Consider the following 19,420-nt stretch of genomic DNA (forward strand, 5'->3'; position numbering starts at 1 on the left):
TTCTTATTGTCATGTTGAGCAAAGCGAAACATCTGTCCTTTTTGGGTTTTAAGCTCAAATACTTTTCTGGACAGATTCTTCGGGCTTTAGCCCTCAGAATGACAATACCAGTATTCATTTGGATTTCGACTATTTAGCAATTCCGGTTATTTAATCTTTTTTCGCAAATTTTGCAAAAGGATTAAAGTTATCTGAATTAATTTCTGATTTTTTATCTATAAAATCATTTATTTTTAATTTTTGGCTTTTTTCAATTCTTTTTAAATTAATCATATTGGAAATTGCAAGAGAATTAAGGCTTGCGTTTAACTGCGCGCTTCTGTCAACGAAATTTGATTTATGAAACTCTTCTTTAGTCGACTCTTCTTTTTTGTTATTAGAAGAATTATTATTTTGCTGTTTTTTGTCAAAAAGTTGAGGAACATATCTTTCATTTCTGCTGAATTTAACACTATTTCTGCTTATTGAACCTGTTCCGGAAGTTTGCGCCATGACCTTTTCCCTCAAATTGTTTTTAAAAATAATTAGAAGTTCTCTCGTTATAACTTTAGTTTAACAAGTTGGTCATTTTTTTTAATCCACTATTAATAGGTAAATAGTTTATGAAATCAAAGTTTTTTCTTCATCGCAAAAATCAAGAAAATTCTGGTTTAGTGCCTCTAAAATTAAATTATTTGACTTTTCTTCACTACAGTATTTCTGTAAAAATTTAATTCTTGAAATCCTTACCTTTTTAATTTCCGATAAATTCAATGTGCTTACTATTATAAAAGTATGTGTATTTCTCAACAAAGAATATTTTTCAACACATTTTTCACAAATTTCATATAATTCTTCGTCTATAAAAAGAAAATTAATCTGCTTCGCCCTAAAATACCTGTTTATAGTATTGGGATTATTGGTAACAAATATATTCCCTTCTTTAAAACCGTTGCTAACCAGCTGCCTGACTAAAGTGCTTGCATTTATAAGATTTTTTTCGACTATTAAAACGCTTTGAGTAGCGGTAAAGTGCTTTAATAATTTCTGTTGTTCTTCTTTGTCAGGCTCTTCAACGATTACATCATCAAAATCAACATTTACTTTTTTTACACCAAAATTCATAAGTTTGCCGATTATTTCTTCCGTTAGATACATTCCGCTTCTTAAAATCAATGTATCTTTTCCCCAAACATCATCTTTAAGGAAAAAACCGCCTTCTTTTCCATCAATTAATTTATCTGTTTTAAGCTTAATCAACTCCATTGATTTTTTAAGAGACCAGGTTTCTGACATCATAAAAGATACCCCTATGTTTTATCTAAGGACTTGTTAAGATAATTAGTTTTAAAGCTTCGAGGTTATAATTTAGATATCGGACATTTTTAACATTTCTTAATATAAAAAAACAATTCTTAATAAAATTCCTCTGTTTGGTGTAGGCTGCTTTAATAAAAACAACTTTTTACAGTTATTTTTCATATATTTTTAATAAACTTTTAAAATAATATTAGAACTAATTTTTGCTTTAGATATAATATTTAAAATACTATTAAATTTACATTTTAATAAATCCGCAAACAAATTTTAGTAAAGACGAATACAAAACGGAGAAATAAATGTCTAAAATGAACACAACTAACCCTAAAGAAATAAAAAAAGAGCTTAAATCACTTACAGGAGCGCAAATATTTATTGAATGCCTCAAAGAAGAAGGTGTTAAAGAGATTTTTGGCTATCCTGGAGGTGTAATTCTACATATATATAATGAACTTTACAGTTGTAAAGAAATTAAACACTATCTGGTAAGACATGAGCAGGGCGCAATTCACGCTGCCGAAGGTTATGCAAGAGTTACAGGAAGAGCAGGTGTTGCTATTGTAACGTCAGGACCGGGAGCTTGTAATGCGATTACAGGCATAGCAAACGCTTATTATGACGGATATCCGCTTGTTGTATTTACAGGGCAGGTATCTTCCGAGTTAATAGGAAATGACGCTTTTCAAGAAGCAGATATAGTAGGTATCACAAGATCATGCTGCAAGCATAATTATCTTGTGAAAGATGTGAAAGACCTTCCAAGAGTTATTAAAGAAGCTTTTCACCTTGCAAATACCGGAAAGCCCGGTCCTGTAATAGTTGACATGCCTAAAGATATTCTCGTCAACAAAACACATTTTAGTTATCCGGAAAAAGTTCATCTTCCGGGTTATAACCCTAACTATAACGGACATCCGCTTCAAATTGCCAAATCGCTGAATTTGCTTTATAAAGCTGAAAAACCTGTAATTATGTGCGGGGGAGGCGTTATTGCCTCAGAAGCTTCTGAAGAATTAATTAAACTGGCTAAAACATTGAACATACCAGTTGTTAACACTCTTATGGGTACAGGCGGATTCCCTCAAACTGATGATTTATCTCTTGGGATGGTCGGAATGCACGGAAATTACTGGGCAAATCACGCTGTTTCTAACTGTGATGTTTTATTCGCAGTAGGAGCAAGGTTTAGCGACAGGGTTACAGGAAAAGTAAGCAAGTTCTGTACCGATGCAAAGGTTATTCATGTCGATATAGACCCGTGTTCAATCAGTAAAAACGTGGCTGTCGACATTCCTATCGTTGGAGATGCAAAAAGAATCATTTCAGACATGCTTAATATCATAAATCCTGAAGAAATTCAGAAAAAAGCTGCTCAAAAAGTTCTTTGGGTTGAACAAATAAATGATTGGAAACAAAAAAAGGCTAAACCGACAGTTATTTCGGATAAAATAAATCCGACAACAGTATTTGAAAAAATATATGAACAAACAAAAGCTAAAGACCCTATTATTGCAACAGAAGTTGGTCAACATCAAATGTGGACAGCACTTCTTTACCAATTCGATACCCCTCGCAAGTTCGTATCTTCAGGCGGATTAGGGACAATGGGATTTGGTTTTCCTGCTGCAATGGGTGCGCAGGTTGCATTCCCGGATAAACTTGTTATAAACATTGCAGGAGATGGAAGTATTCAAATGAATATCCAAGAACTTGCTACTTGTGTACATTACAACATTCCTGTCAAAATATTTATCATAAATAACGGATATTTAGGGATGGTCAGACAGTGGCAGGAAAGGTTATTTAACGCACAATACTCGGAAACAGTAATGACGGGTCCTGACTACGTTAAACTCGCAGAAGCCTACGGAGCAACAGGATTCAGGGTTGAAAGAGAAGAAGACATTGAAGCCACAATTCAGAAAGCAATAAATACCGAAGGCCCGGTTATTGTAGACTTTGTAGTCGAGGCAATGGAAGCTGTATTCCCTTGGGTACTGGCAGGTGATCCTATCAGTAATGTTCTTCTTTGCAAATGTGAAAGAAAATGTTCCAAAAGCGAGTGCGAAAACTGCATTTAGTAAATAAATAATAAAAACAAATAAGGATAAATCATAATGAAACATACACTTTCAGTTCTTGTTCAGAACGAAGCAGGAGTTTTAAGCAGAATAGTAGGGCTTTTCAGCGGAAGAGGCTACAATATTGAGAGCTTAACCGTTGCGCCTACGCAGGATGCAGAATATTCAAGGATTACTATTGTTACTTCAGGAGAAGACGGAGTAATAGAGCAAATCGGCAAACAGCTTAATAAACTGATAAACACCATAAAAGTTGTGGATATAACAGGCGAAGGCAGCATCGAAAGAGAACTTATTCTCGTAAAAGTCGCCGCAAAAGAAGACGACCGCTCTGAAATTCTCCGTATTGCAGAAATATTTGACGCTAAAATCGTTGATGCTACCCCAAAAACGTACACATTAGAAGCAATGGGCGATGATATTAAAATAAGGTCAATGATAGAGCTTTTAAGAGCAGTCGGAATAAGAGAACTTGTTCGTTCCGGCAAGGTTGCAATCTCCAGAGAAATGCAATTTAACAACCTGAGCAACAGTTCACGCTAAATAAGGATTAACTTATAATGCTTCAAAATAAAATCGAAATATATGATACAACTTTAAGAGATGGCGGTCAAGCTGAAGGCATAGCTTTTTCAGTCAATGACAAGCTGAAAATAATTCACCTGCTTGACGAATTAGGAGTTGATTATATTGAAGCGGGCTGGCCTGGCGCAAACCCGAAAGATATAGAAGTCTTTGAAACGGCAAAAACGCTTAAACTGAAAAATTCTAAAATTACAGCCTTTGGCTGCACCAGAAAAGCAAACGGAAATGCTGAATCAGATTTTGTACTTAATCAGCTTATTGATTCAGGGACAGAAATAATAACTATATTCGGGAAAACATGGGATTTCCATGTTGAACATGCTCTTTGCACAACGCTTGAAGAAAATTTAAATATGATTTACGACAGTGTTGTTTATTTAAAGAGCAAAGGGAAAAGAGTTTTCTTTGATGCAGAGCATTTTTATGACGGATTTAAGAATAATTCCGATTACGCACTAAAAGCCATCGAAGCGGCATACAGAGCAGGTTCGGAGAGAATAATTCTCTGTGACACAAATGGAGGTTGTCTTCCTGTAGAAATGAGAGAAATTACAGAAACTGTAGAAAAACATCTTCCTGATGCAATAATAGGGATTCATGCGCATAATGACAGCGATACTGCTGTTGCAAATTCCATAATTGCCGTTCAATCAGGGGTTAAACAGGTTCAAGGGACTTTCAACGGCTACGGGGAAAGATGCGGAAATGCAAATCTATGCTCAATAATCCCTGCACTTCAATTCAAATTAGGATTTGATATTCTCGGTGACAATATTATCGGTCTGGTTTCTACTTCCAGACAAATTAGCGAAATAGCCAATAAAAAAGCAAATGATTTCGCTCCGTATGTAGGTAGAAGCGCATTTACGCATAAAGCAGGCGTACATGCAAGCGGAGTAATGAAAAATTCGAGTACTTATGAACACATAGATCCTGAAAATGTCGGAAACTTAAGAAAAATATTGATAAGCGATCAAGCTGGCACTGCTTCAATCAAAGAAAAAATTTCCAAACTAAATCTGGGAAAAGATTTGACAAGTGATGAGATGAAAAAAGTTCTTGAACAAATTAAAAACCTCGAATGGCAAGGATTTACATTTGAAGATGCAGATGCTTCTTTTGAGCTTATGGTTAGAGGAATTCTTGGCATAAAACCCCAGTATTTTGAGCTTAAAGGCTTTAGGGTTATTTCAGATACCAGAGGAATCGGACCTTTAAACACTGAAGCCTCTGTAAAAATAAGAGTAGGCAACGAAATTTTGCATACCGTATCAGAGGGAGAAGGTCCGGGGAATGCTCTGGACAGCGCAGTAAGACTTGCTTTAAAACCTTTTTACCCGAAAATAGAAAAATTCAAGCTTACGGATTTTAAAGTCAGAATCCTTGACGGAACAGACGGAACAGGCGCTAAAACCCGCGTACATGTTGAAACTTCCGACGGATACGAAAGATGGGATACAGTGGGTCTTAGCAGAAACATTTTGGAAGCAACCTATCTGGCTATTGTCGATAGTTTAGATTACGGGCTTTTAATGCAAAATGAAATTCCTGAAAACATGCATTTGTTAACTTAAAGATAAGACATTTTCTTGTATTTTTTATTAGATTTGTATTAATTATTAATATTTTATTATGAAACTGGATTTATATAGAAACTTCTTTTATAATCATGGTTAGACGATTATTTTCTGTTACAAATTCAATAAGATAAAATTAATAAGGAATTTAGTATGAGACGTATTATAGCTCTTGAACTGGTAGGATTACAAAAATTAGATTGTGATTTGTATGACGAAAACGGTAATACTATTTACGAAAAAGGGACTGATTTTACACCTGAATTATTGATGAGATTTAGTCATGCAAAAATATTTAAGAGAGATGAACAGGATTATATAGACCAAAAGACAGTAATGGTTATTGAAAAGCCTACAATTCAAGATCCTCCCGAGCCTAAAAGTATTTCGGAAAAAGCAGAATACAAAACTGTAGTAAACGTTGAAAAAGTTGAAAAACTTATTGATAATGTCAAGGAAATATTAAAAGCCATAGAATCTGGCATACCCCCAAAAGCTTCTGTTTGTCAGGATGCAACAATGTCTATTTGTGATGAAGTCTATGAAAAATGCGATAAAGTTGCAAATATCGGCGAATTAAGAGTCCATGATTTTTATACCTACTCGCATTCAATTAATACAGCCGTAATAAGCGCTATTATAGGCAGAGAAATGGGTTTTCACGAAAACAAAGTTAAAGATTTAACATTTTCAGCACTCTTGCATGATATAGGAAAAATCAAAATTCCTCAAAGGATTTTATACAAACCTGATAAGCTGACACAGGAAGAGTTTACACTAATTAAAGATCATTCTGTTCTTGGTTATGACTATATTATAAATGAGATGAAACTCCCTGAAATTATTGCAAAAGGCGCACTGGAACACCATGAAAAATGGAACGGAGACGGTTATCCAAACAAATTAAAAGGTAAAGAAATTTCCGAATTTGGTCAGATAATAGGGATAGCAGATGTTTTTGACGCTCTTATTTCTGAAAAAATTTATAGAAATTCTGTTCTCTCCAATGAAGCCATCAGAATAATGCTTACAGAAGAATCCAAGTCTTTTAACCCTGAAATATTCCACAAATTTGCGTTTTTAGCTGTTGTAAAAAATGTAAAATTAGGTCCCTAAAAAACTATTGAATTGTCATTGCAAAATATAACTTAAATACTATAATATAAAGTGTTATTATAGACTGTCTTTGTTATCATCAAGTGTAAAAGCACAGAAAGAAGCTGTCTAATATTATTCTACGGATTGACTATCATAGCAAAAGTCCTTAGAATGGCACTTTAAAGGAAAAATAATGACTAAAACCTCGATTACAAACTTTTTGAAAGAAAATTTCAAGCATTTTAACGCTGCTACTCTTGTAGATTCAGCAGAAGCATACAAAAATCACGTTGAAAACAACGGAAAAATGTTGGTTACTCTGGCAGGTGCGATGAGTACGGCAGAGTTGGGGATTTCCCTTGCGGAAATGATAAGACAGGATAAAGTTTCTGCTATTTGCTGCACAGGAGCTAACCTTGAAGAAGATTTGTTTAATCTTATTGCGCATAATTTTTATAAAAGAATCCCAAATTATAGGGACTTGACCCCAGAAGATGAAGAAAATCTTTTAAACAACCACTTTAACAGGGTTACTGACACCTGTATTCCTGAAGAAGAAGCAATGAGAAGAATTGAAAAATTCATGAAAAAATACTGGTTTAATGCTGACAAAGAGCAGGAACGCTATTTCCCGCACGAATTTATATTTAAAGTCTTACAAGATCCTGATTTAGAGCAGTTTTATCAGATCGACCCAAAAAACAGCTGGCTTTTAGCAGCTTTAGAAAAAAAACTGCCTATTTTTGTTCCAGGCTGGGAAGATTCGACCTTAGGAAATTTTTACACATCTCACTGCATAAAAGGAGATATCAAAAATCCTCTTACGGTAAAAAGCGGCATTGAGTATATGATAAGCTTATACAAATGGTATGTTGAAGCCTCTGAAAACAATTCTATCGGATTTTTTCAAGTAGGTGGAGGTATTGCAGGGGATTTCCCTATTTGTGTAGTTCCTATGATTCATCAGGATTTAGGCTTAGATGTGCCTCTCTGGGGTTATTTTTGTCAGATAAGCGATTCTACAACCAGTTACGGTTCTTACAGCGGAGCTATCCCCAATGAAAAAATCACATGGGGCAAATTAGCCAAAGACACACCAAAATTCGTTATAGAATCTGATGCAACTATCGTTGCGCCTTTAATATTTGCTTATATTTTGGGTTTATAATTAAATATACATATTAGATTTATAGTATTTGAGGAACTCATAAAAGGAGATAATAATGAAATTTGATACAATTGCTTTACATGGCGGTCAGGAACCTGATCCCGTAACGCATTCAAGAGCTGTTCCGATATATCAGACTACTTCATACACTTTTGATGATTCACAGCACGCTGCTGATTTATTCGGGCTTAAAAAATTCGGCAATATATATACAAGATTAATGAATCCGACAACAGACGTTCTGGAAAAAAGAATTGCTTTGCTTGAAGGCGGCATTGGAGCTCTTGCTGTCGCATCAGGTCAAGCCGCAATTACTCTTGCTATTTTAAATATTGCAAAACCGGGAGATGAAATAGTCTCTTCCTCCGCTCTTTATGGCGGAACATACAATCTTTTTGCACATACGCTCTCAAGATTGGGAATCAAGACCATTTTTGTTAACTCAAATAATCCTGATGACTTTGATAAGGCTATTACAAAAAACACAAAACTCGTTTATACAGAAACTATAGGCAACCCGAAACTTAATATTGTAGATATAGAAAAGCTTTCAAGGATTGCTCATAAAAACCATGTCCCTCTTATCGTGGATAATACGGTTCCGACTCCTTATCTTTTCAAACCGTTTGAATATGGAGCAGATATTATAGTTCATTCCGCCACTAAATTTATCGGCGGACACGGAACTTCTATCGGCGGATTAATAGTGGATTCAGGGAATTTTGATTGGTTTGGCGCAAGCACTTTCCCTGATTTAACTTTACCCGACCCGAGTTATCACGGTGTAATTTATACAAGAGATTTCGGAAAAGCAGCTTATATTATAAGAGCAAGGGTACAGCTTTTGAGAGATATGGGTCCTGCAATCAGTCCGTTCAACTCATTTATGCTTTTGCAGGGACTGGAAACGCTTCATATAAGAATGCAAAGACATTCAGAAAATGCTCTTAAAGTCGCAAAATTCCTAAAAAGCCATAAACAGGTAAGCTGGGTAAATTATCCGGGGCTTGAAGACCATCCTGACTACAAACTTGCTCAAAAATACCTGCCAAAAGGGCAGGGGGCAATAATAGGGTTTGGAATAAAAGGCGGAAAATATTCGGGTATCAAATTTATAGACAATGTAAAACTTTTATCACACCTTGCAAACATCGGTGATGCAAAATCTCTGGTGATTCATCCTGCAAGCACAACGCATCAGCAGCTTACAGAAGAAGAAAAACTTTCGACAGGTGTTACAGATGATTTCATCAGGCTTTCTATCGGTATAGAAGATGTGGATGATATTATTGCAGACATTGACCAAGCTTTAAAAGCTTCTTAATAACTGTCATTGCGAGTAAACTCGAAGAGATGACGCGACAATCCATTTGCCGATTAAATTTACACGTCGAATGCTTTGGACGTGGCAATCTATTTTATTTTTTATAGATTGCTTCGCTATGCTCGCAATGACGATTAATGTCATTCTGAGGGCTTTAGCCCGAAGAATCCGTCCGAAAAAGTGTTTAAGCTTAAAACCCAAAATGGGCAGATGCTTCGTTTCATTCAGCATGACAAAAAAGAAAATACTCTATTTTGTATTGTCAGTTAAAGCCCACACAAGAGCGATTACCCAACCGAAAAAAGTCCACCCGAGAAACAAATTTAAAACTATGATTGGATTTTTATTATTATGTTTTCTGTATACAGCAACAAAAGAAGGTATAAAATAAATCAAAATCCCTATTATCTGTAATAACAACAAAATCAAAGGATTAGTAATTTCTTTGTAAAAATAGAAATTATGCATCATTTTCTTTTCCTTTCATCAGAGCAAAAACAAATTTTAGCTGAATACTTTGCTGAAATGAATGTATAAAACAGAATTATCTAACGCGGCAACAAAGCATTTTGGACGTTTTAACAAAGTTTCTATCAGGAGTTTAAACACATAAAATTTACCTTTTTCCAGATTCTTCATGATAAAGAGAATTTTGTAAAATGACGGTACAATTCTTTTGTTTAAAGGAATTACTCTAGCCGGTTCATAATATTTTAAAAAGTTGTTTATTCTTTCAAAATAATATTTTGGAGAATAAGCTTTTTTAACTAAATCGTTATACCCTTTAACTAAGATTTCTTTGTCCAGTTTGGGAATAAAATTAATCGTTGAATCCTGATTGATACCAGAAGAAGTTTTAACCAACCTTCCTTCTTCTTTTAGCCTTTTATAAAGCTTAGTTCCGGGCAAAGCCTGAAGTAAATCAATCATAGCTTTAGAAACTCCGGCTTCTTGAATGAAATTAAACTGGCTTTCAAATATAGTCTCATCATCAGTATCAAAACCTACTATAAAACCGCCTGTAACTTCCATTCCATGCTTATAAAATTTCCTTATAGAATCAACCAAATTACGGTTTTGGTTTTGAAGCTTGTTACATTCCTGCAAGCTTGCTGTCGAAGGAGTTTCTATTCCTATAAAGACAAGAAAGAACCCTGCTTCGCTCATTAATTTTAACAATTCATCATCATCAGAGGCATTTATAGAGATTTCCGTAAAGAATGACTGTTTAAAGTCAACTTTCTTTCTCCACTCTATTATTTCTTTAAGCAACTCTTTTGTTTTATTTTTATCACCCAAAAAATTATCATCCACGAAGAAAATACTTCCGCGGAAACCGGAATCATGTATTGCCTGAAGCTCGTTCAATATTTGTTCAGGACTTTTATTTCGCGGTATTCTTCCGTTAAGGTTTACTATATCGCAAAAATCACAGTCAAAAGGACAACCTCTGGAGAATTGCAGCGGCATTATGTAATAATCAGAAGGGTTTATTAAGCTTAAATCGGGTTTTGGAGTGTTTTTAATGTCAGGTTTAATTTGTGAAGTGTAAATTCTTTTCAGTTCACCTTTTTCAAGGTCTTCTAAAAACATCGGTATGGTAACTTCTCCTTCGTTAAGGATAAAGTGGTCGACATCGTCAAACTGCTCATGCAGAGAAGTAAATAAAGGGCCGCCTGCTATTGTTTTGACTCCGAGGTCTTTACATCTTTTTATAACGGCAATAGAAGTGCCTTTTTGGACAATCATTCCGCTTATGAAAGCAAAATCTGCCCATAAAATATCTTCATCGGTTAATTTTGTTGTGTTCATATCAACAAGTCTTTTTTCAAACTCCTGAGGTAATAGAGCCGAGACGGTCATCAACCCGAGAGGCGGCAAATATGCCTTTTTCCCGAATAATTTTATTATATGAGTAAAACTCCAAAAGGAACCCGGACATTCGGGATATATCATTAAAATTTTCATTATTTAAACCCAACTATATTTTTAAATTAATTATCTGTTAAACGTTTATATTCTTAAAAAGCCGGTAACAGGATTCGAACCTGCGACCCCCTCATTACGAATGAGATGCTCTACCACCTGAGCTATACCGGCATAAAATTAGCCTTTTAAGTGATTTACAAGTGCTTTAAGCCCTAAAAGATAGCTATCTAAGCCAAAACCTGTTATTTGTCCTACGCACACAGGCGCAATAAAAGAATGATGCCTGAATTCTTCTCGCGTATAAATGTTGGACAGATGAACTTCAACACATGGCTTTGTTACCGCCAGAATAGCATCTCTCAAAACAATGCTTGTATGGGTATAACCCGCAGGATTTATTACAATTCCGTCAAAGTTTTGTTTTGCTTCCTGTATTTTGGAAACTAATTGTCCTTCACAGTTTGATTGAAAAAATTCAATTTCAGTTCCCAGCTCAACTGCAAGCTTTTTTATGGAAGCGTTGATAGCTTCAAGTGTTCTTTTACCGTATTTTTCCGGCTCTCTTTCGCCTAAAAGGTTTAAATTTGGACCGTGAACAACAAGAATTTTCATTTTAGTTCTCCTTGTATTTATTATACCTGAAATTATTTAATTTTTAAGAACAGCCTCTTACCCACGCCCTAAAGGGATTTACTGTAACAATTCCGAACATTATCATCTGGATTACCACTATATTTTAATAAGAATCACCAAGGTTTACAACATTTTTTATGAACAATCAAGCGAACAGATTTCTACTTCTGATTTAAAGTGATTTTTAATTATATTCTGAAGATCGTTGGTTGCCTGTACCCAATAACTTGATGACACAAGGATTTTAACAGAGCCGCCGTTATTTCCTATTTTAAAAACAACGGGATCCGTGCCTTTATGCTCAATCAAAAGGTCTTTAAGAGCAATTATTTCTTCAAATTTCATGCTTTCGCCCATATTAATGTTAACGATATTGCAGTTTTCCACCTTAGAAACATTGTTAATCATTACATTGACGGAAATTTCTTCATCGCCTCTGTGCTGGAGTTTTCCGCCTATTATAACTTTTGATTCCGGTTCAAGAAAGTCACCGAATTTATTGAGGATTTCGCTATAAGCAACAAATTCCACACTTCCCGTTAAGTCCTCAATCGTTCCTACTTTGAGCATTTTTCCTGATTTAGTGGTAATAAGTCGCACACTGGAAATCAATCCGCAGATAGTAACAAGCGCACCTTCTCTTATTTCGGCCAATTCAGAAACATTATGCGTGGTAAGGAAAGGTAATTGGTCTTTTATGCCTGATAACGGGTGGCTGGTTACATAAAAGCCCAATAAATCTTTCTCAAATCCCTGAATTTCGCTGTCGGGAAATTCTTCTTCGGAAGATCCTGAAAGAACGAACACTGGAGCATTTCCTCCTGCCAGCATAGCAAAAAGATTCATCTGTCCGCTGGATTTCGCTTCATTTTCTCTTATGGCAGTATTCAATGCAGAATCAAAGTTTTCCAGTAATTGTTTTCTGCTTTTCTCGATAGTTACAAAAGCACCTGCTTTTATTAAACTTTCAAGAGTCCTTTTATTGAACTGTTTAAGCTCGACCTTTGTGCAGAAATCGTAGAAAGACTTGTATTCTTCGTCTTCCCTGCCTTTTACAACCTGCTCTACAACGCCTTCGCCGACATTTTTCACTGAAGCAAGCCCGAATCTTATATTATTTTCATCAGGTGTAAAATCAGAACCTGACTTGTTAATATCAGGAGGAAGCACTTCCATTCCCATCTTCTGGCACTCCACGATATATTGCTGAATTTTATCCTGATTGCTGCTAACGCTGGAAAGCAATGCGGACATATATTCCACAGGATAATGCGCTTTTAAATATGCCGTCTGGTAGGCAAGAAAAGCATAAGCTGCCGAATGCGACCTGTTAAAGCAGTATGCGGCAAATTCTGTCATTGTATCAAACAAAGTTTCCGCAACTTTTTGGTCAACTTTATTTTTTACAGCACCCGAAACAAAAATTTCTCTTTGTTTATCCATCTCGTCAGATTTTTTCTTACCCATAGCCCGTCTGAGAATATCAGCCTGACCGAGTGTATAGCCTGCAAGCGATTGTGCAATCTGCATTATCTGCTCTTGATAGACTATTGTTCCGTAAGTATCGTTTAAAATAGGCTCAAGTCTGGCATCTTTATATTCAACCTTGGCACGTCCGTGTTTTCTCTGGACAAAATCCCCAACCATGCCGGAATTGAGAGGACCTGGACGAAAAAGTGCCACTAATGCGCCTAAATCCTCAAAAACAGAAGGTTTTAAATCTTTAACAAGCGTTTTCATACCGGAAGATTCAAGCTGGAAAACTCCGTCCGTATCTCCTTTCGAAAGCATTTCATAGACTTTTTTATCATCAAGGGAAATTTTGTCTATGTCGATTTGAACTCCGTGCCTATTTTTGATTGATTTAACTGTTTTATCAATTATCGTAAGGTTTCTCAATCCGAGAAAATCCATTTTTAAAAGACCGAGTTTCTCGATATCTCCCATCGGATAAGATGTAATTACAGATTTTTCTTTTGAATACTGAACAGGAACTATCTCGGACAGCGGATCACGAGAAATTATAACCCCTGCGGCATGAGTTCCGACATTGTATTTCATTCCTTCAACTGACCTGGCTAAATCAACAAGTTCTTTTACCTGCAAATTAGTGTCATAAAGCTTTTTTAAATCCATTCCCGCCTGCAAAGCATCGTCAATTTTGGTTTTTGGAAGCGCGGGAATCATTTTTGCGTATTTATCAGACTCAGAATATGGTATATCAAGAACACGTGCAACGCTTTTCATCGCTGCTCTGGCGGCAAGCGTTCCAAAAGTGATAATCTGGCAGACTTTATCTTTGCCATAAGTTTCGGTTACATAATTAATAACTTTTTCACGCTTATCAATACAAAAGTCAATATCAACGTCAGGCATGCTGATTCTTTCAGGATTCAAGAACCGCTCAAAAAGGAGATTATGCCTGATAGGGTCAATTTCTGTAATTCCGAGTATATAAGCAATAATGCTTCCTGCCGCAGACCCCCTGCCCGGCCCTACAGGAACTTCGTTATCTCTTGCATACTTAATAAAATCCCACACAATAAGGAAATACGCCGCAAAACCCATTTCCTCGATAATTTTCAGCTCAAACTTAACTCTGTCTTCAATTTTTTGAGTAAGTTCATCGTAACGGTTTGAAATATTTTCCCTGACAACTTTATCAAGATAAGACTCAACCGTGTGATTTTTAGGAATAGGATAATTGGGAAGAATTGATTTTCCCATATCAAGAATAAGGTTGCACTTTTCGGAAATTTTTACTGTGTTATCTATAGCCCTGTTGAAAGTTTCTTCTTCCATCCAGTCGAAAGCGAATCTTAATTCCCCGGCATTTTTGATATAAAACTCATTATTCGCAAATTTCATGCGGGAAGGATCGTTTCTGGTCTTTCCTGTCTGCATACAAAGAAGGATATCATGGCATACAGCGTCTTCTTTTTTTGTATAATGGCTGTCGTTTGTAATTACCAGCTCAACTTCCATTTCTTTAGCCAGCTTTATAAGTCCGGGGTTGATTTTTTTCTGTCCTTCAATCCCGTGATCCTGCAATTCCAGATAAAAATCCTTACCGAAAAGATTTTTGAAATACAAAGTTTTTTCTTTAGCTTTTTCGTAGTCATCATTGAGAAGAGCTCTTGGAATTTCTCCGCCAAGACAGGCCGATAAAGCAATTAATCCTTCACGATGTTTTTCCAGAATTTCATGATTAATTCTCGGTTTATAATAAAATCCGTCAATATGCGCAATGCTGACAATTTTTACAAGATTTTGATAACCTTTTTTGTCTTTTGCCAGTAAAACAAGATGGTTATTAGAAACCTTTTTGCTTTTGTCGTTAATATCCCCTTCTATCATGTAGACTTCGCAGCCTATGATAGGTTTTATGCCTTCTTCTTTTGCTGTTTTATAAAACTCAATAGCACCGTACATTACGCCATGATCTGTTATTGCGGCTGCCGGCATGTTATTTTCTTTTGCATGCTTTAAAACATCCTTGATTCTTGTTGCTCCGTCAAGAAGACTGTATTCCGTATGCAAATGAAGGGGAACGTAAGCTCTCAAAATCTATAACCACCCTATAATACCGTTATAAAAAATATTTATATAACGATGACAAAAATTCCATCTGCATGCATGGTAGCAAAAAATAAGGCGTTATAGAAAGATTTATCTCAAATATTTTCTAAGTCTTAACAATGTTGAATCATCAACTTCTCTTGATTGTTTAAATTTTCTTATTGAATGAAGAAATCCCTCTCCATCTTTACTGTTCAAAATTTCTTCAACTACATCAATAGCAAAACTTAAATCTTGAGACATATTTATAGTCTTCATAAAAAACCTCCAAAAAAAATTTCCCCGTTAAAACTATTTTAATCTTTTAAGAAGGTTTTTTTCATCCTCTATTTATAATATTTTCTTTTTCCTTCATCCCCGAATTTATCATCTTTATAATCGTCATAATCCGCATATTCGTCAATAAGTTCGGTTTCAGGATATAAATCATTTACATCAGAAGTATTAGAATCGGAAATTTCCGAAAACGTAGGCTCTATATCGTTGCAGGATAAAACGATTTCTCTTCTGTCAGTGGGAGGAAGTCCTTCTTCTTCATCGAGAATGAGAATTTCACATTCTACATATTTTTTCTTTTCATCATCATAAATTTGTTTAGAAATTGTGTGTGCCATGTCTATTCCTCTCTTACCTGATTTTAAGTTTTGTAATTTTAATTTAACATTTTTATTTACAGATTTAATGAGCGAAAGGACTAATTTTTCAACTTTTTTTGATAAACAAAAAATTAAAGATTTAATTATTTTCAAAAATATTATATAAATATAACTATGAACTTAGAACAATTTGATTTCCAAGAAAAACTTAATATTGTAAAAAGCAATTATTTCAAAGGCTTAAACGAGAAATACAATTTTTTAACAACTGTAAAAGATTGCATCTTTAGTGCTGAAAATCTAAAGGAAGAAAATTCAATTGCAGCACTGCAAGAAGCATACGGACATATACATAAAATATCCGGATCAAGCGCTATGTTCGGCTTCAACAAACTAAGCAAAACTTCCAACAAATTAGAACATTCATTAATAGAATTAATTAAAAATGATTATTCGACAGATAAAAAAATTATTTTACAAAATTTTGAAAATTTGTTGTCGGAAATAAAAAAAACTCTGGCAGAACAGACCGTTTAAACTCTATTTAACTCGAGTCGCCTGCTAAAATTATTGCAAATATTGATTTTTGAGAATGTCATCCTGAGCAAAGCGAAGGATCTGTCCAATTTATGATTTTAGCTAAAAATGCTTACCGGACAGATTCTTCGGGTTAAAACCCTCAGAATGACAATTTGTAAAAATAAATTAATTTGCGACTGAGTTATTTAACGGCAAAATTTATCATTTCATGCTGAAGAGCAAGCATATCCTCAAGCGTTCCTTCGTCAGGATGGTCAAATCCTAGCAAATGCAAAATGCCGTGACTTAGTAAAAAATAAATTTCTTCTTTAAATGATTTACTTCTTTCCTCTGCTTGTTTTTTGGCAGTTTCAGTCGAGATAATGATTTCTCCGAGCGAAATTTGATTATCTATTATAAAATTTTCATCGGGATTATCTGCAAAAAGAGCAAAAGATAACACATCTGTCGCTTTATTCTTGCCTCTATAAGAAGTGTTTAATTCTGTTATTTCTTCATCATCACAAAAGACAATATCCACTCCCAGAGTATATTCTAGCAAATCTATATCTTTTAATACTGATGATTCTAATATTTCAGCATCTTTAACAAGATATTCCAACATTTCTGAGGCAATTCCCTCTATTTCAGAAGTATTTATGCTGAATTTATCCTGATTATCAGTTATTAAGATTTCAAATTTATTCATATTTATTACTGTTTATTTTCTTTAGTCTGGTCTTCAACGGGGAATATCGGCAAGGTTTCAGCTTCAAGCTGCTGCTGAATTTGTTTTAAACTTGTAGATGCGGTTTTTTGATTTAGTTCTTCAAGGACATTTTGATGGTATTTAATTCTATGGTGCTGCATCCCTCTGAGAACACGCTTAAATACTCCCGCTACAACTTTTAAATCTTTTTGTGTAAGCGGGCTTTCAGAAAGCTGGCCGTCATAAAGTCTTTCTTTAATAATATTCTCTACTATATCTTCTATCATTTCCTGTGTCGGGGTTTTAATTGATCTTACCGCAGATTCAACTGCGTCAGCCAGCATAAGAATCGCTGTTTCTTTAGTAGAAGGCTTAGGATTATTGTACCTGAACTGCTCTTCGGAAACGTTTTCCGCTCCTTCTTGTTCCAGAGCCTGAATATAGAAATACGAAGCAATTCCGTCGCCATGGTGCTGAATTATAAACTGAAGAATTACCGGAGGAAGTCCGTATTCTTTGGCAAGTTCAAGTCCGTCTTTGGGATGAGCAGTAATTACCATCTTGCTTAGCCTTGGATTAAGTTTTTCATGCGGGTTTTCAATACCAAAATAAGATTGATTTTCTATAAAAAACAGCGGTCTTTTTAATTTTCCTATATCGTGATAAAAAGCTCCTACTCTGGCCAAAACAGGATTTCCTCCAATGGCTTCAGCTGCGGCTTCGCACAAATTGCTTACCATAAGACTGTGATGGTAGGTACCAGGCGCTTCAAACTGTAGCCTTCTGAGCAAAATCTGATTATGGTCAGCCAGTTCAGCAAGTCCGTAAGGCGTAATTATCTTAAATGCACTTTCAATTAGCGGTAAAGACCCCAGAGCGATTATTCCGCTTCCCAGTCCGTTCACAAAACCAAGAAGAATATTTTTCAGCAACGGCGCAAATTCAATACTGTCCGTACCGTTTTGCAGTAAAAATATTGAAATAATAACAAAAGTTTGAACAAGACCAACATAAAAACCTGCACGTACTATATCCATTCGTCTGTAGTAGTTAACTGAATTTGAAGTAAAAATTGCTATCAAACCGCCGAGCAAAAAGACAAATATATCTGTCGCCTGATACTGAAGCGCAACTCCAAGCAGTATTATACTCATTACCGTAACGAGCATTGATATTCTCGAGCTGGTGAAAATAGTTAACAGCATTGCTATAGCAGGTATTGGAAGGATATATACAGGAACATCAGGGGGCAATAAGACAGCAAACATGGTGATAACAGATATTAAAAGCGCAATAAGAGCAAGATAAGAAGGTTTTAAATATTTAGAATCAAAAGTAATAAGAAAATAAGCAAAAGTAAAAACACACAAACTTACCAGAGAAAATATGCCTAAAAGACCGAAAAAATCAAGCTGTGCAACATTATAACCCATTTTTTTCAACGCAGCTTTTTGAACCAGCGTTATTCTGTCTCCAACTGAGACAATAATATCGCCTTTTTTGTAAATAGAATATATAGGTTTAACCTGACTGATTGCTTTCTGCTTTTCTAATTCTGTAGCGAGCTTGTCTTCAGTCATGTTTGGCTCAAGTATTTTATTTAAAATTAGTGAAATTGCTCTTTTTTGTGTTTTAGGAAGTGAACTTCGGATATGTTTAGTTAAAATATCATTTCTTTTTACTATAAAATCAGTATCAGAAAGACCTTCAGCAAGAATATCGTTTAAAGAATTAAGCGATTCTGTTGCTATTCTCGCAAATCCGGCTTCCGAAGAATTAAATAAATAATCAATAGAATTATTTATAAAATAGTTATCTTCAGAAATTTCAAGCAGTTCTTTTACTTCAGACCTTTTAGCAGATTTGTTTTCGCTTTTTTCTCTAACTTCTTTTACTGAATTTAGGAGCTCTCCCAGATTTTTCCTGATATATTCATCAATACCATTTTGTAGAGGTTTTAAGACAGGCTTAATTTTTGAAACTTCAAGCTGTTTTGCTCTTTCAATTTTGTCAGGATCTGCGACTTTGATGGTTTTTGGAGCTATAACATCAACCTTGCTCATACCGTTTTCTACTATATTTTGAAATAAGTAATAACGGCTGGCTAACAATCCTGTTATAACAAAAAGACTTAAAACCAATATTAAAATTGCCAAAAATTTATCTGATGCTATTATTTGCAGTGTTTTTTTAATTATTTTTGAATATTTTTCTGTGCGCATTTTGTAAAAAACCTGTTATATATACAAAAATTTGTAAAATTTGTTTACCAGTTAAGTATAGCAATAATATCAACTTTTATCTATTTTTTAAAATAGTTTAA

Annotated in this window: 17 protein-coding genes and 1 tRNA gene; 7 read left to right on the forward strand and 11 right to left on the reverse strand. The window is 34.9% G+C overall.

What is annotated here, in order from left to right:
• Positions 1-150: 150 nt before the first annotated feature.
• On the reverse strand, positions 151-492 hold the full coding sequence (locus WCG23_05610; GenBank protein ID MEI8389344.1) for a hypothetical protein: 342 nt from the start codon (positions 490-492) through the stop codon (positions 151-153).
• Between the two features lie 108 nt (positions 493-600).
• Positions 601-1,278 (reverse strand): hypothetical protein, encoded by a 678-nt coding sequence (locus tag WCG23_05615; protein MEI8389345.1) that lies wholly within the window; start codon positions 1,276-1,278, stop codon positions 601-603.
• Between the two features lie 320 nt (positions 1,279-1,598).
• Between WCG23_05615 and ilvB the strand changes: the two genes are divergently transcribed.
• The 6 genes from ilvB to WCG23_05645 all read left to right on the forward strand — a co-directional run bounded on the left by ilvB (position 1,599) and on the right by WCG23_05645 (position 9,132).
• Positions 1,599-3,380, forward strand: a complete 1,782-nt coding sequence (ilvB, locus tag WCG23_05620) for a biosynthetic-type acetolactate synthase large subunit (GenBank protein ID MEI8389346.1) — start codon at positions 1,599-1,601, stop codon at positions 3,378-3,380.
• 36 nt (positions 3,381-3,416) lie between these two features.
• Positions 3,417-3,923, forward strand: a complete 507-nt coding sequence (gene ilvN, locus WCG23_05625) for an acetolactate synthase small subunit (GenBank protein MEI8389347.1) — start codon at positions 3,417-3,419, stop codon at positions 3,921-3,923.
• A 17-nt stretch (positions 3,924-3,940) separates the two neighbouring features.
• Positions 3,941-5,539: a citramalate synthase gene (gene cimA, locus WCG23_05630; protein ID MEI8389348.1), complete on the forward strand. Its 1,599-nt coding sequence runs from the start codon at positions 3,941-3,943 to the stop codon at positions 5,537-5,539.
• A gap of 156 nt (positions 5,540-5,695) precedes the next feature.
• Entirely contained in the window at positions 5,696-6,658 is a 963-nt protein-coding gene (locus WCG23_05635; GenBank protein MEI8389349.1) for an HD-GYP domain-containing protein, read from the forward strand.
• A 175-nt stretch (positions 6,659-6,833) separates the two neighbouring features.
• Positions 6,834-7,808 carry a deoxyhypusine synthase family protein gene (locus tag WCG23_05640; GenBank protein ID MEI8389350.1) on the forward strand — a complete coding sequence of 325 codons (975 nt, stop codon included), beginning with the start codon at positions 6,834-6,836 and terminating at the stop codon, positions 7,806-7,808.
• A 55-nt stretch (positions 7,809-7,863) separates the two neighbouring features.
• Positions 7,864-9,132 carry a homocysteine synthase gene (locus WCG23_05645; GenBank protein MEI8389351.1) on the forward strand — a complete coding sequence of 423 codons (1,269 nt, stop codon included), beginning with the start codon at positions 7,864-7,866 and terminating at the stop codon, positions 9,130-9,132.
• 249 nt (positions 9,133-9,381) lie between these two features.
• Here WCG23_05645 and WCG23_05650 read toward each other — a convergent pair whose 3' ends face one another.
• From WCG23_05650 to WCG23_05680, 7 genes are all read right to left on the reverse strand, one after another.
• Positions 9,382-9,603: a superinfection immunity protein gene (locus tag WCG23_05650; GenBank protein ID MEI8389352.1), complete on the reverse strand. Its 222-nt coding sequence runs from the start codon at positions 9,601-9,603 to the stop codon at positions 9,382-9,384.
• A 33-nt stretch (positions 9,604-9,636) separates the two neighbouring features.
• On the reverse strand, positions 9,637-11,100 hold the full coding sequence (locus WCG23_05655) for a B12-binding domain-containing radical SAM protein (protein MEI8389353.1): 1,464 nt from the start codon (positions 11,098-11,100) through the stop codon (positions 9,637-9,639).
• A 59-nt stretch (positions 11,101-11,159) separates the two neighbouring features.
• A tRNA-Thr gene (locus WCG23_05660) sits at positions 11,160-11,232 on the reverse strand.
• Positions 11,233-11,238: 6 nt separating this feature from the next.
• Positions 11,239-11,673 carry a type II 3-dehydroquinate dehydratase gene (gene aroQ / locus WCG23_05665; GenBank protein MEI8389354.1) on the reverse strand — a complete coding sequence of 145 codons (435 nt, stop codon included), beginning with the start codon at positions 11,671-11,673 and terminating at the stop codon, positions 11,239-11,241.
• A gap of 156 nt (positions 11,674-11,829) precedes the next feature.
• The gene (locus WCG23_05670; GenBank protein MEI8389355.1) at positions 11,830-15,258 is read right to left on the reverse strand and encodes a DNA polymerase III subunit alpha; all 3,429 of its coding nucleotides are present in this window, start codon (positions 15,256-15,258) and stop codon (positions 11,830-11,832) included.
• 105 nt (positions 15,259-15,363) lie between these two features.
• The gene (locus WCG23_05675) at positions 15,364-15,531 is read right to left on the reverse strand and encodes a hypothetical protein (GenBank protein MEI8389356.1); all 168 of its coding nucleotides are present in this window, start codon (positions 15,529-15,531) and stop codon (positions 15,364-15,366) included.
• 68 nt (positions 15,532-15,599) lie between these two features.
• Complete coding sequence (locus WCG23_05680) at positions 15,600-15,887, reverse strand: hypothetical protein (GenBank protein ID MEI8389357.1); 288 nt, start codon at positions 15,885-15,887, stop codon at positions 15,600-15,602.
• 156 nt (positions 15,888-16,043) lie between these two features.
• Between WCG23_05680 and WCG23_05685 the strand changes: the two genes are divergently transcribed.
• Positions 16,044-16,406, forward strand: a complete 363-nt coding sequence (locus tag WCG23_05685) for an Hpt domain-containing protein (GenBank protein MEI8389358.1) — start codon at positions 16,044-16,046, stop codon at positions 16,404-16,406.
• A 184-nt stretch (positions 16,407-16,590) separates the two neighbouring features.
• Here the strand turns inward: WCG23_05685 and ybeY are convergent, their stop codons facing one another.
• On the reverse strand, positions 16,591-17,097 hold the full coding sequence (ybeY, locus tag WCG23_05690) for an rRNA maturation RNase YbeY (GenBank protein ID MEI8389359.1): 507 nt from the start codon (positions 17,095-17,097) through the stop codon (positions 16,591-16,593).
• A gap of 5 nt (positions 17,098-17,102) precedes the next feature.
• Positions 17,103-19,319 carry an HDIG domain-containing metalloprotein gene (locus WCG23_05695; GenBank protein MEI8389360.1) on the reverse strand — a complete coding sequence of 739 codons (2,217 nt, stop codon included), beginning with the start codon at positions 19,317-19,319 and terminating at the stop codon, positions 17,103-17,105.
• Positions 19,320-19,420 lie beyond the last annotated feature (101 nt).

It is taken from the genome of bacterium, from assembly GCA_037147175.1.
GTDB lineage: Bacteria > Cyanobacteriota > Vampirovibrionia > Gastranaerophilales > UBA9971 > UBA9971.